Origin of the sequence: Staphylococcus sp. HMSC063F05 (genome assembly GCF_001837075.1) — a bacterium.
Lineage (GTDB): Bacteria > Bacillota > Bacilli > Staphylococcales > Staphylococcaceae > Staphylococcus > Staphylococcus epidermidis.
Window position 1 is genome coordinate 1 of sequence record NZ_KV831308.1, and the last position, 12,815, is coordinate 12,815.

The following is a 12,815-nucleotide window of genomic DNA, read 5'->3' on the forward strand; positions in this document are numbered from 1 at the left end:
GGCTATTTTGCTAGGAATTATGTCCCAGCCTCTCTTCTCTTTCCTTTCAATCCATAATAAATATTGTATACATATAAAGTCTTAGAAAGTAATCAGTTTATCGTCGTATGTAAATTTGATACTACAGACCCATGATTTCTTATGATTTATCTTTTATTATTTAAAGTGTAGAGAGGCAAGGGAGGTATAAACAACATGATTATCTACAGAAGAAATATAGAAAATGGAACACCCATTTATGAAATCATAACTAAAACTTTCAAGACAATTACTATAAAGTGTGATGAAACTTTTAATAAGTATGAAATCTATCAATTGCTCTCTCTACTAGAGAATGACGTTGACAACATGCCGACAAGTTACTCATATCGTTAACGTTATTCTAGACAACTAGACATTGCATCAAACCTAATTGAGATTTAGCACTTTTGTCTTTCCAGTCCCAAATAAAATGAGTTTTAAAGCATTTAGTCCCTTAATACGTTTAGCTTTAAAGACATTCTATCATCCCTAAATTAACACTCACCTTAACAAGTGAGAAACGCTAATGTTAGCCAAAACTTGTCCCCTTTTGTAGCTCGGAGAGAACCTTTGAGCATTGCTAACATTAGCGTTTTTAATTATTTAATTTTAAAAAATATTATTATTTTTATCATTCTCAACTTCTAGTAATTGTTAGTTTGATATCATCATATGTTTTAAAAACTACAATTTCATCATTTTCTTTTATTAAAAATTGTACTTCCTCCTCTATATTTATAGGTTTTATGTACTTAATTTTGTAATTCATCCAATTCACATTAAGTTCAGAAAATACTTTTTCACATATGAGTTGTCCCGGTACAATGGAACGATGAATCGGATTCTCATCATTAACTATAGTTAAATATTCATTCACCATTTCTATTGTAAATTTCATAATTTATCTTACCTCGATAAATATTTGTTTTATATACATACAATGTTTTTTATCTTTATTGATTTCGAGTCCATATGTATATTTAATGATATTTTTAATTAATTTTTGTGAAACCTTATGCAATGTCGCTTCATACGTACAATCGACTTGAAGTTGATGTTGTGTCTTAATGTGTGTCTCTTTTAATATGATAGGCTTCTTTGAAAAAGATTGAAATAACTCAAATTGTGGCCATAACTTGGCACACATAAGAGTAGGAACATAATGGTCATACTTTATATTAAGCAATTCACAATAATTTTGAACTTTTTCATTTGTAAATTGAACTTCTCTAATTTCCATACCATCTTTCAAATAAAGCTGCATTTCCTATCCCTCCACCTATTCCCATAGTTGCTATAGTTCTAAATTGATGTTTCATATAAAATAAACGTGTGACTAACGCTGCTCCACTTGCACCATATGGATGCCCTGTAGCAATTGCTCCTCCCCAACAATTCAACTTATTCAAAGGAATGTTAAGCTGTTGTTGGCTAGCAATAACTTGAGAGCTAAATGCTTCATTTAATTCTACTGCATTTATATCATTTATAGTTAATCGTTCTTGAGCTAATAATTGATTTACTGCTAGCACTGGACCTACTCCTAAATACTGTGGTTGAACACCTACAGTTGCACTATTCACAAACTTAATCCCTTCTGTGAATCCTAATTGACGTGCCCGATTTTCTTCCATAACAATCAGTAATACTGCACCATCATTTTTCTTACAACTGTTTCCTACTGTGACTGTTCCTTCATTTAAAAGTGGTTTAAGTCTGCCAAGTGTTCTGAGAGTAAGTTGAGGTTTAATACTTTCATCTTGATTAAAATATTCAACTTTCACTTTGAACGGTAAAATTTCTTGGGAAATATTACCGTTATTCATATTTTTTGATGCCAACTGATGACTGCGATACGCAAAGTCATCTTGTTCATTTCTACTGATATGATATTTCTTCGCTACATTTTCGGCTGCTTCAATCATTGAAGGGTCTTCTCCTTCTCTTGCAAAAGGCGCCCGTTCAAAAAATTGTGGAAACTCAGATTCATAAACTGACTGCGGACGTTTGATTTTCCAAGGTGCTCTACTGGTACTCTCAACACCACCTGCAATATATTGTTCCAGCACCACTTTGTACCATCCTACAGGCCTGTATAACGGCTTCAAGACCTGAGCCACATTGACGATCAATTGTTATACCAGGTATTTTAAAATCTAATCCCGCTTCAAGTAATGATTTTCTAGCTAAATTCCCCCCATTACCTACCGTATTACCTAAAATGACGTCATCCAAAAGAGACATTACTTTTGGATACTGATTTGTAAAATGATTAAATAAAGGTTCTAGTAATGATTCAGGTTCTAAATGCCTCAATCGGCCACCATACTTACCGAAAGCTATACGTTTTGCTGCAATAATAACAGGTTGTTTCATTTTTATAACTCTCCATTAATAAATTTATTTTTCATCTCTTTTCTAGCAATCTTTCCTGATTCTGTATAAATCATATGGTCAATTTTCTTTAATTTTGATGGAACTTCTTGTCTTGAAAGATGTTTCATTAAAAAAGATTTAATTTGTCGGTAATTCAATTGTACTTTACCTGAATAAAGCAATATCGCTATTTCTCCAAATTTAGCATGTGGTATACCAATGACAAGGGCCTCATCAATGCCTTCAATATCCATAATTAAGCTTTCAATAGCTGTTGGATATACATTAATCCCCCCAACTATAATACGATCACTCTCTCTACCTACTAAAAACAAATGTTGATTTTTAATATAAGCGAAGTCGCCTGTTTTAATCCATGCCCCCTCTTGATTGCTTTGTCCAACATAACCACTAAACACCATTTCACTTCTAACGGCTAATAATCCTACTGCATCATCATCTTGATTTAATAATCGTGTCTCGACATGAGGGAAAAGTTTACCAACAGAATTAGCAGGAGATGATTGGTTAAAATTGTAGCTTATAAAACTTGCTTCAGATGTCCCAAAAAATTCTATTAAATTTGCTTGTGGATATAAATTTCTGATTTGTTGAAACTGTTGCAATGTAAGTTTAGCACCACTACTCAAAATACTTTTAATCGATGAACAATGTCGTTGGGTTGAAATAAGTTGTTGTACCATCGTTGGCACTACAAATATTGCTGTCGCTTTGTTCAACTGATTAATAAGACGCATAAGAGATAGTGGATTAAAATTTTTTTGACCTATAAATGTTTTTCCAGTACTTAATGCATAAATACATGCGTACAATGAAAGTGAATGTGATAAAGGACCCGGTGCTACAATGGTTTCTTCACAATGCTGGAGTAATTTCTCATTTTCCTTAAAAGAAACTATCCAAGAATGTTCATTTCTATAAAACGCTTTGGGTAAACCTGTAGTTCCTGACGTGAAACCTATATGTATAACATTACGTGGGATAACCTCATCATTATAAATTGAGTTATCATGATTTGAGGTAAGATGATTATCTTTAATTAACCATTGTATGTCATAACTTTTTACAAGTTGATGTATCCTTTCATTACTCCATTGATGATTAAAAATACAAGGAATTCCACCTCTTTGATGTACCGCAAAATAGTTAATAATATTATTTACAGGATGTTCATCCATTAGACCTACTTTTTTGTTTAATTTTACTTCTTTATAGCGCATACTAGCCTGATAAATTTCTTTACTTAATTCTCCATACGTTAGATGTCGATCTTCAAACACTAAAGCTAATCGATGCGGGTATTGATTAATATAATGCTGTAAATATTCCATTATTTTTTTCATCTTCATCACCATTTGTAAACACTTTATATAATTATGTTTACATTATACTTGCTTCATAGTTTTAAAAAAAGAGTAGGATAAAATTCCTCATGAATTATCATCCTACCATTGAAAATATTATAAAATTGTTAAAAATTCTTCTGGATCATTAACAACATAATGAGGATCTTCATGCAACAATTCGTGTGCAGATTGTGCTCCCCATGTGACAGCGCATGTTTGCACATGAGCTTGATTCGCACTCTTGATATCTTGTGCTGTGTCCCCTATATACACGGTTTTACCTATCATTAAATGATGTTTCTGTATCAAATTTTGAATCGTTTCACAAAGAAGTTTGTCTTCATTTTTAATACAGACACCTAATGAATCAGTTATAAAACGGCTTAATCCGAGATAATCTAAATACTTTTGAGTTGTTAGTGTTTCTTTATTAGATACTACAAATATTTTTTTCTTTTGGTTATGTAAAAATTTTAATGCTTCACTTATTCCGGTATATTCTTTTGATTGATGTATTTCATCGTTGCTAAAACAATGATTGTATTCATCTATTAATTTTTCTATTTGATAAAAAGACAGTTCATGTGAAGCTAGCGCTTTAAAATTGTTATATAAATTTAAATGATATGTATGTAAAATAGCTTGTTCTGTAGGTTCATCTAAATTTAATCTTTTAAAAGCGCTTTGCGTAGCTTTGACGTGACATGTTGTTGTATCAATTAGCGTTCCATCAAAATCAAAAATATAACTATCAAAATTCATGATGTTCACCTCATAGTTAAAGTTATATTATAAATATACACTTAAAGGAGTAATGTTGCACCATTTATTAAAAAAGCACCTTTGTCTAATCATAGACAAAAGTGCTCATCTCTCATTCTAGTTATTCTAAATTAGCATGATTCTCTTGCATTGTTTTTTCACTAATGTGAAATGCATCCATTAAAGGTAATACAACACTATCTAAGAATATAAGTGAAGCCTGTTCAAATAAACTACCAAGTGGTTGTTTCGAACCCTCAACATCATGTTTAGTACCTGCAGGCAATTCAACAACCGTCTCTGCAAGATTACCGATTGGCGATTCCGCATTTGTAGTTAATAAGACAATTTTTGCACCCTCAGATTGTGCTTTTTCAGCTAATAATCTTAAATGTTCTGTAGAACCTGAACCTGAAATAATAATAAACAAATCATGTTCTTTAATTGAAGGTGTTGTTGACTCACCTACAACGTAGGCATTTTTACCTAATTGATTTAAGCGCATTGCAAAACTATTAGCAACAAAACCTGAACGACCTTTACCAGCTGTAAATATGCGATCTGCACCTATAACATCATTAGCAAAACGTTCATACTCTGTATTATCTACTTGAGATAAAGTAGAATCTAACTCTTCAAGAATAAGACGATAATTATTAAATTCACTCATCTTATTTACCTTCAATAGCTGCTCTACATTGTTTTGCTGCTTCTACAGGATCGTCAGCATTCGCAATACCGCCACCAACAATAACTAAATCTGGATCTTCAGCAACAATATCTTTGATAGTATCTGGTTTAATACCACCTGCTACTGCAACCTTAGAGTTTTTGATAACAGATTTAACTGTACGCAAGCTGTCTAATGGAGATTTTCCTTCAGCTTGTAAGTCGTAACCTGTATGAACTGCGATATAGTCTGCACCCATCTCATCTAGTTCTTTAGCACGTTGTTCTAAGTTTTGCACTGCTATCATATCAACAAGCAATGCTTTTCCATGTTTATGCGCTTCTTCAACTGCTGCTTTAATTGAAGCATCTTCAGCAACACCTAAAATTGTAACAATATCTGCACCATATTTTACTGCTTGGCTCACTTCGTAATCTGCTGCATCCATAATTTTCAAGTCAGCTAATACTTTAGCATTATTAATATTTTCATTTAAATGTTGAACTGCAGGTAACCCTTCATTAATTACAATTGGCGTACCAATTTCAACAATATCTACATATTCTTCAACTTTTTGAGCTAATTTTGCTGCTTCTTCTTTATTTAATAAATCAATGGCTAATTGTAGTTCCAATGAAATTCATCCTTTCGTTTTGGGAAATTCTCTTTTGCTTATAGTTGTATACCCTTCGCTAAACTTATTAAACATATAAAATATTTTGTATATAAAACAACTATATAATTATAAACAATCTGGCGCTGCTTCATCGTCTACATAAACTTCAACATTAGGGTGTGTGTGTAAAATGGTCGCAGGTACATCTTCGGTAACCTGTTCATTTAACAGTTTACTTATAGCCTCTTTTTTCTTTGGACCAAATGCGAGTAGGATAATCCTTTTTGCTTTTAAAATACTTTTTACCCCCATTGAAACTGCTTGTCTAGGAACATCCTTTTCATTGTCAAAAAATCGACTATTTGCTTTTATGGTGCTTTCTGTTAAGTTCACCACATGTGTTTCACTATTGAAGTCAGTCCCTGGTTCATTAAAACCAATGTGACCATTTTCTCCAATTCCTAAAATTTGAATATCGATTGGCCCTCTTTCATCTAATAAATTGTTATATCGTTCCGCTTCTGCTTCTAGATTTTCTGATAAGCCATCAGGAATATGAATGTGATTTTTAACAAAATGAGGATATTGCTCAAATAGCACTTTATTCATGTAGGTATGGTAACTTTGTTGATGACTTGCTTTTAAACCTACATATTCATCTAAATTAAATGTTTCAACCTGCGACACATCAACTTTATTTTTGATTAATAAATTTACTAAGTAATGATATACGTCAGTCATAGTTCCACCAGTTGCTAAACCGAGTTTGGCATGAGGGTGCTGCTGTATTTGTTTAAACAACTCGCATGCTACATAAAATGACGCAAGATTTTTTGAATCTAAATTAATAATTTTCAATATCAAACACCTCTAATTTCAATATCACAATGATTGATGACTAACGCCTTACTCTTTTATATCTCTTAAATTATACTGTAACAAATGATTAAGATTTTAAACATATTAACGCTCTATATGTAATATTCAACGTTATTTCTTGAATTTTTCCTAATTAAATCGAGCATTCGTGTACAAATATACATAGCTTTCTAGTAAAATAGATAGATAAACGAGTTTGCTGGTAAATAATATGTTTATCGGTAGTCCGTCACTGACATATTGTTTAGTTTAAGGGAGTGAACGTGTTGGAACCAATTAAAGAACAAGAAGTGCTAGATTTATTAACTTCTTACTCAAATCAGCCTGTTTACCTACACGTTGAAACAACAAATGGTGCTTATGCAAATCATTTCGATCAACGCGTATTTAACGCTGGAACATTTTTAAGAAATATTGTCGTGACTTTTGAACATGCACAACTTAAAGGCGGCGACAAAGATCCATATCGTGTAGGTCTTAAATTAAAAGATGGTGGCTGGGTTTACGTGCAAGGACTTACGCACTATGAAGTTAATGAGAATAACGAATTTTTAATTGCAGGTTTTAATTATGAAGGACAATTGGCTGCTACAATAGAAATAAGTAAACAGCCATTTACTATATAAAGGAGGTTGCCAATCATGACTGATGAAAGACACGTACTTGTGATTTTCCCCCATCCTGATGATGAAACTTTTTCGTCTGCTGGAACTATCGCAAGTTATATTGAAAAAGGTATTCCCGTCACATATGCATGTCTTACCCTAGGACAAATGGGACGTAATCTAGGTAACCCTCCTTTTGCAACAAGAGAATCTTTACCATTTATACGTGAACGTGAGTTAGAAGAAGCATGCAAAGCAATTGGGATTACAGATTTAAGGAAAATGGGGTTAAGAGATAAAACTGTTGAATTTGAACCTTACGATCAAATGGATCAAATGATTCAATCACTTATTGACGAAACAAATCCATCATTAATTATTTCGTTCTATCCTAAATTTGCAGTTCACCCTGATCACGAGGCAACTGCAGAAGCTGTAGTACGTACAGTTGGACGCATGCATGAATCAGATCGACCCCGTCTTACACTTGTAGCGTTTAGCAATGATGCATCAGAAATTCTTGGAGAACCTGATATTCAAAATGACATATCTCAATATAGTGATATAAAACTTAAAGCTTTTGAAGCACATGCTTCACAAACAGGACCATTTTTAAAACAACTTGCTAGTCCCGAAATAGATGGTCAAGCACAAAGTTTCTTAAAAATAGAGCCATTTTGGACATATCACTTTGAATCTTAAATGGAGGTAAAACATGACAGAATTTGACTTATCCACTAGAGAGGGTCGTTGGAAACATTTCGGTTCTGTTGACCCTGTCAAAGGTACGAAACCAACTACTAAAAATGAAATGACCGATTTACAAAGTACTCATAAAAATTTCTTATTTGAAATAGAGGAAGTAGGCATTAAAAATTTAACTTATCCAGTTTTAATTGATCAGTACCAAACAGCTGGTTTATTTAGTTTTTCAACGAGTTTAAATAAAAATGAAAAAGGCATTAATATGAGTCGCATATTAGAAAGCGTTGAAAAACATTATGATAATGGCATTGAACTTGAATTTAACACACTACATCAATTGTTGCGTACTCTACAAGATAAAATGAATCAAAATGCTGCAGGTGTTGATGTGTCAGGTAAATGGTTCTTTGATCGTTATAGTCCTGTGACTAATATTAAAGCTGTAGGCCACGCAGATGTTACTTATGGTTTGGCTATTGAAAATCATACCGTTACACGCAAAGAATTAACTATTCAAGCCAAAGTAACAACACTATGTCCTTGCTCAAAAGAAATTAGTGAATATTCCGCACATAATCAACGTGGTATCGTTACAGTTAAAGCATATTTAGATAAAAATAATGATGTCATCGATGATTATAAAGATAAAATTTTAGACGCTATGGAAGCCAACGCTAGTTCTATCTTATATCCAATCTTAAAACGTCCTGATGAAAAACGAGTAACAGAACGCGCTTATGAAAATCCACGATTTGTTGAAGATTTAATTCGACTAATTGCAGCTGACTTAGTTGAATTTGACTGGATTGAAGGGTTCGATATTGAATGTCGTAATGAAGAGTCTATCCACCAGCATGATGCTTTCGCACGTCTGAAATATCGCAAATAAAACATTGAATTTCAACTACAATGCCAGTTGTATTTTTAGTTTATAAGATGCAACTGGCAATTTTTTAGCATCATCAATATCGATGATACATAATGTAACACAAAAGAAACTCACCCCATGCTAAACATTCAATGTTGAATTTATTAAAGGTCGTTACGAATCTAAATAAATCAGAAATTCTAGATTTAATTTATTGTAGTGTATTTATGCACTTGTAATTTACATACATATTATAACGTTTACAACCAACTTTAAGTCATCAGATTAAAGTATTTATTAATCACACATACGTGTTTACTAACAAATGAACTTCAAACAAATGCATCAATTCAATTATAGGTTACCTGAGCTATTGACAAACTATTTACATTTAATACATTCGACTAGTGAACCAAGAATGTGTCATGCTATGAAGAAAGGTGAAATTCATGATTACTGTATTAGTCATTACTATATTTTTTATTACAGTAACTTTAATAATTTGGCAACCAAAAGGATTAGATATAGGGATTTCTGCAGTCATCGGCGCGCTTTTAGCTATCGTTACTGGAGTAGTGAGTGTCTCAGATATATTAGAAGTGACAAGTATAGTTTAAAATGCCACACTTACCTTTGTCGCAGTTATCCTTATTTCATTAATCCTTGATGAAATAGGATTTTTTGAGTGGTCTGCCATACATATGGTTAAAGCATCACAAGGACATGGATTAAAAATGTTTGTGTTTATCATGATATTAGGTGCAATTATTGCAGCATTTTTTGCTAATGATGGAGCAACCTTAATTTTGACGCCTATCGCTTTAGCGATGATAAGAAATTTAGGTTTCAATAAAAAGCTAGTGTTTCCTTTTATTATAGCTTGTGGGTTTATCGTATATTCCACATCATTACCACTTGTTGTAAGTAATTTGGTTAACATTGTATCAGCAGATTACTTTGGTATTGAATTTGTTGAATATTTAAAGCGTATGTTTATACCTAATTTATTTTCTCTATTAGCTAGTATCTTAATATTATGGTTTTACTTTAGAAAATCCATCCCTAAAACATTTGATATATCAAGTATTTTTGAACCTAAAAATGCTATACGAGACACACGATTATTTAAAATTTCATGGATTATTTTAGCTTTATTACTTATAGGTTACTTAGTGAGTGAGTTCATCCCCTAATAAACAATGACATTTTAATAGAGTCTGATATAGTTGTCACATTGTGTAGTGATGCAGATGCAAACTGTCCAGTTTTACCTAAAAACGTCACTAAAGAACATTGGGGATTTGATGATCCTGCTGGTAAAGATTGGTCAGAATTTCAACGTGTAAGAGATGAGATTAAAACAACGATAGAAACATTTGCTCATAGAGAGTAACTTAACTCAAAACTTAAAACTCACTATTATTTATACTTTTTAACAAATTTAACAACATACTTGGCTATAATACTGATGAGTGAAACTACAAGAACAGAAATATACTAAGTGGAGTAACCATGACAAACAATTAAAAACCGTTTATCGTGGGTGCTATCACAATAGTTGTATTCATAAACAATAAAGTTTATTATAAGCTCGTTTGTAAGTGACTCGTTATTTTAAATTTTTTGATTATAAAGAGGTAAATATTGTTAGTAGTATGTATTTTCGTGTGAATTATTTTTAAATGTTTATTAGTTCTATTAATATTATAAGTTTTTATTATGTTACAATGTTTGTAAAATAAACTTAATTATATGAGGTAAATTATGTACTATTTTGTAGGTAATAACATCGGTCATAAAACTGCTGGTATAGAAAAAGCAATGATTAATCGGTTAAACCTATTTAAAGCATATCATTATCAAGCTAAAATTTTATTACTAGCATGGAATCGCTATTTAACTCAAACAGCATCGCAATATATTAATAGCGAAGATTATGTAAACATGTATGATTATTTTCAAGAAGCAAGTAACGTAACATCAGTGTTCAGTAAAAATTGGCTTCATTACTGGAGAAATGAATGTGGTTATACTATAAAACCGGTTTCTGAGACAAATGACGTTCGGATATATGATCAACAACAATTTATAATGTATGCGCATTTTGCTGATGAAGCTTATCAAAAAATTGATTACATTAATTATTTTGACACATCTAGAAGAAAAATAAAAAGAGAGTTATACGATACACGCGGATTTTTAAGTTGTGTTAGAGTCTTATCAACGGACCAAAAAATACAAGCGGAGTACTATCTTTCTCCTCAAGGAAACGTGAAAATTGAAAAGTATTATGATATTAATTCAAATCATCCCTATGAGGCAAAAAAGATTATATTAAATCATTTAGGTAAAACGCACTTTTTAAACAATGAAACTGAGCTAGGTGCTTTTTTTATTGAAACAATATATCAAAATAGTGACTTATTCTTTAGCGATCGTAACCTTGTTACATCACATATATTTAACATAGTTGCATCTTACATCCCTGTTATTGCAGTGTTACATAGCACTCATGTTAAAGACGTTACTGATTTAGCGCATTCACCAATCAAAAATGTTTATAAAGGGGTTTTTGAACATTTACAAAGGTATAAAGCCATCATTGTTTCAACCCAACAACAAAAAGCTGACGTAATTGAGAGAATCAGTGGAGTTATTCCAGTATATGCTATTCCAGTTGGCTATTCATCTATCGATATGAAAAATTACTCTAATGAAAATAAATATGTTTCACCTAAGAAAATTATTTCTGTCGCAAGATACTCACCTGAAAAGCAATTGATACAACAAATCGAACTTATTAATAAGCTTAAAGATGCATTTCCAAATATCGAACTACATATGTATGGTTTTGGTAAAGAAGAACAACATTTAAAAGAACGAATTCAAGAATTAGGATTAGAAAAGCACGTAATATTAAGAGGTTTTTTAAAAGATTTAACTGATGAATATCAAGATGCATATCTAAATTTAATAACAAGTAATATGGAAGGCTTTTCCTTAGCATTATTAGAATGTGAGTCACATGGTGTACCTTCTATCAGTTATGATATTCAATATGGTCCAGGTGAATTGATACAGGATGGTAAGAATGGATATTTAGTAGAAAAGAATAATCAACACATGCTATTTGAAAAAGTAAAATTATTGCTCAACAACCCTCAACTTCAACAGTCTTTTTCTCACCATTGTATTGAAACTGCACAAAAGTATTCTCGAACACAAATCATGTTACTGTGGAAAAATTTACTTCAACATTTTAACTAAAGCATAAAAATATAAGTCGTCAAATTTTGCTATGAAGTCATTTATCATTAAATGGTTTCATAGTATTTTTTTGTATTAAATAAAAGAATTTTTATTAATTCAATAAAAAGGAACCATGAATTCATTTAAAATTCACGGTTCCTCTATTAAATCATTGTCAGATTGTGAGTTGTATATGTTTCTCCATAAATCATACATTTCAGTCATTTTTAATAGAAATGACCTTGTTTGCACCATCTTTTTCACAAGATATGATAAACGTGAAAGTTATATTATAGTTTTAATCAACATCTTACATTTGTTGGACTAAATATACTTTCTATTCAAATCTCATATCTGCTTCTTTCTATAAATTTCATTTGAACATTTTAATTTTTATTTTTTTTATTTTTGCGACGTTTCCCTAATAATAACGCTCCTAAACCTGCAAACAGAGTTCCAAGTAACGTGCCTTTAGAGTCATAATCTTCATTAGCTCCTGTATCAGGTAATTTATCTTTTGTACTCTTATCTGAGCTATTGCCTAAATCTGAGTTGCTATCGGAGTCTGAATCACTGTCTGAATCTGAGTCACTGTCTGAGTCTGAATCACTATCAGAATCTGAGTTGCTGTCTGAATCTGAGTCATTATCAGAATCTGAGTCGCTGTCTGAGTCTGAGTCACTGTCTGAGTCTGAAT

At 31.8% G+C, this 12,815-nt stretch carries 13 protein-coding genes and 3 pseudogenes; 7 read left to right on the forward strand and 9 right to left on the reverse strand.

The features are described from left to right. The first annotated feature begins 195 nt into the window (after positions 1–195). The gene (gene vraX / locus HMPREF2576_RS00680; RefSeq protein ID WP_002438726.1) at positions 196–375 is read left to right on the forward strand and encodes a C1q-binding complement inhibitor VraX; all 180 of its coding nucleotides are present in this window, start codon (positions 196–198) and stop codon (positions 373–375) included. 283 nt (positions 376–658) lie between these two features. On the opposite strand, the gene HMPREF2576_RS00685 is transcribed toward vraX, so the two are convergent. The 8 genes and pseudogenes from HMPREF2576_RS00685 to nagB all read right to left on the reverse strand — a co-directional run bounded on the left by HMPREF2576_RS00685 (position 659) and on the right by nagB (position 6,670). Beyond that, positions 659–919 carry a hypothetical protein gene (locus tag HMPREF2576_RS00685; RefSeq protein ID WP_018113850.1) on the reverse strand — a complete coding sequence of 87 codons (261 nt, stop codon included), beginning with the start codon at positions 917–919 and terminating at the stop codon, positions 659–661. Positions 920–922: 3 nt separating this feature from the next. Next, positions 923–1,285, reverse strand: coding sequence for a hypothetical protein (locus tag HMPREF2576_RS00690; RefSeq protein ID WP_032606515.1), 363 nt, complete (start codon positions 1,283–1,285; stop codon positions 923–925). Next, positions 1,251–2,397: pseudogene (locus HMPREF2576_RS00695) on the reverse strand (acetyl-CoA C-acyltransferase). The gene HMPREF2576_RS00690 and the pseudogene HMPREF2576_RS00695 overlap by 35 nt, the downstream one beginning before the upstream one ends. Before the next feature lie 2 nt (positions 2,398–2,399). Continuing rightward, complete coding sequence (locus tag HMPREF2576_RS00700) at positions 2,400–3,773, reverse strand: long-chain fatty acid--CoA ligase (RefSeq protein WP_032606512.1); 1,374 nt, start codon at positions 3,771–3,773, stop codon at positions 2,400–2,402. A gap of 105 nt (positions 3,774–3,878) precedes the next feature. Continuing rightward, entirely contained in the window at positions 3,879–4,526 is a 648-nt protein-coding gene (locus HMPREF2576_RS00705) for an HAD family hydrolase (protein WP_070856576.1), read from the reverse strand. Between the two features lie 121 nt (positions 4,527–4,647). Further along, positions 4,648–5,196 (reverse strand): 6-phospho-3-hexuloisomerase, encoded by a 549-nt coding sequence (gene hxlB / locus HMPREF2576_RS00710; protein ID WP_002456012.1) that lies wholly within the window; start codon positions 5,194–5,196, stop codon positions 4,648–4,650. 1 nt (position 5,197) lies between these two features. Continuing rightward, on the reverse strand, positions 5,198–5,830 hold the full coding sequence (gene hxlA / locus HMPREF2576_RS00715) for a 3-hexulose-6-phosphate synthase (protein ID WP_001832167.1): 633 nt from the start codon (positions 5,828–5,830) through the stop codon (positions 5,198–5,200). A 108-nt stretch (positions 5,831–5,938) separates the two neighbouring features. Next, on the reverse strand, positions 5,939–6,670 hold the full coding sequence (gene nagB, locus HMPREF2576_RS00720; protein WP_001832077.1) for a glucosamine-6-phosphate deaminase: 732 nt from the start codon (positions 6,668–6,670) through the stop codon (positions 5,939–5,941). Positions 6,671–6,954: 284 nt separating this feature from the next. On the opposite strand from nagB, the gene HMPREF2576_RS00725 reads away from it, so the two are divergent. The 6 genes and pseudogenes from HMPREF2576_RS00725 (at position 6,955) to HMPREF2576_RS00755 (ending at position 12,136) form a co-directional block, all read left to right on the forward strand. Further along, complete coding sequence (locus HMPREF2576_RS00725) at positions 6,955–7,317, forward strand: YojF family protein (RefSeq protein WP_002438722.1); 363 nt, start codon at positions 6,955–6,957, stop codon at positions 7,315–7,317. A 15-nt stretch (positions 7,318–7,332) separates the two neighbouring features. Beyond that, a complete protein-coding gene (gene bshB2, locus HMPREF2576_RS00730) occupies positions 7,333–7,998 on the forward strand; it encodes a bacillithiol biosynthesis deacetylase BshB2 (RefSeq protein WP_002456851.1) in 666 nt (221 codons plus the stop codon). 13 nt (positions 7,999–8,011) lie between these two features. Continuing rightward, positions 8,012–8,890 carry a GTP cyclohydrolase FolE2 gene (folE2, locus tag HMPREF2576_RS00735; protein ID WP_001832035.1) on the forward strand — a complete coding sequence of 293 codons (879 nt, stop codon included), beginning with the start codon at positions 8,012–8,014 and terminating at the stop codon, positions 8,888–8,890. Positions 8,891–9,321: 431 nt separating this feature from the next. Further along, a pseudogene (locus tag HMPREF2576_RS00745) lies at positions 9,322–10,056 on the forward strand (ArsB/NhaD family transporter); the annotation flags it as partial. A gap of 2 nt (positions 10,057–10,058) precedes the next feature. Continuing rightward, positions 10,059–10,262: pseudogene (locus HMPREF2576_RS12050) on the forward strand (arsenate reductase); the annotation flags it as partial. A gap of 371 nt (positions 10,263–10,633) precedes the next feature. Beyond that, positions 10,634–12,136 (forward strand): glycosyltransferase, encoded by a 1,503-nt coding sequence (locus tag HMPREF2576_RS00755; protein WP_070856575.1) that lies wholly within the window; start codon positions 10,634–10,636, stop codon positions 12,134–12,136. A gap of 368 nt (positions 12,137–12,504) precedes the next feature. On the opposite strand, the gene HMPREF2576_RS00760 is transcribed toward HMPREF2576_RS00755, so the two are convergent. After that, the coding region (locus tag HMPREF2576_RS00760) for an LPXTG cell wall anchor domain-containing protein (protein ID WP_141758098.1) at positions 12,505–12,815 on the reverse strand (311 nt) is incomplete at its 5' end.

Coding starts and splice junctions, on each gene's coding strand:
- HMPREF2576_RS00705 (WP_070856576.1), bottom strand. CDS start 4,526: ATGAATTTTGATAGTTATATTTTTGATTTTGATGGAACGCTAATTGAT.
- HMPREF2576_RS00690 (WP_032606515.1), bottom strand. CDS start 1,285: ATGCAGCTTTATTTGAAAGATGGTATGGAAATTAGAGAAGTTCAATTT.
- HMPREF2576_RS00755 (WP_070856575.1), top strand. CDS start 10,634: ATGTACTATTTTGTAGGTAATAACATCGGTCATAAAACTGCTGGTATA.
- HMPREF2576_RS00685 (WP_018113850.1), bottom strand. CDS start 919: ATGAAATTTACAATAGAAATGGTGAATGAATATTTAACTATAGTTAAT.
- bshB2 (WP_002456851.1), top strand. CDS start 7,333: ATGACTGATGAAAGACACGTACTTGTGATTTTCCCCCATCCTGATGAT.
- HMPREF2576_RS00700 (WP_032606512.1), bottom strand. CDS start 3,773: ATGGTGATGAAGATGAAAAAAATAATGGAATATTTACAGCATTATATT.
- vraX (WP_002438726.1), top strand. CDS start 196: ATGATTATCTACAGAAGAAATATAGAAAATGGAACACCCATTTATGAA.
- hxlB (WP_002456012.1), bottom strand. CDS start 5,196: ATGAGTGAATTTAATAATTATCGTCTTATTCTTGAAGAGTTAGATTCT.
- folE2 (WP_001832035.1), top strand. CDS start 8,012: ATGACAGAATTTGACTTATCCACTAGAGAGGGTCGTTGGAAACATTTC.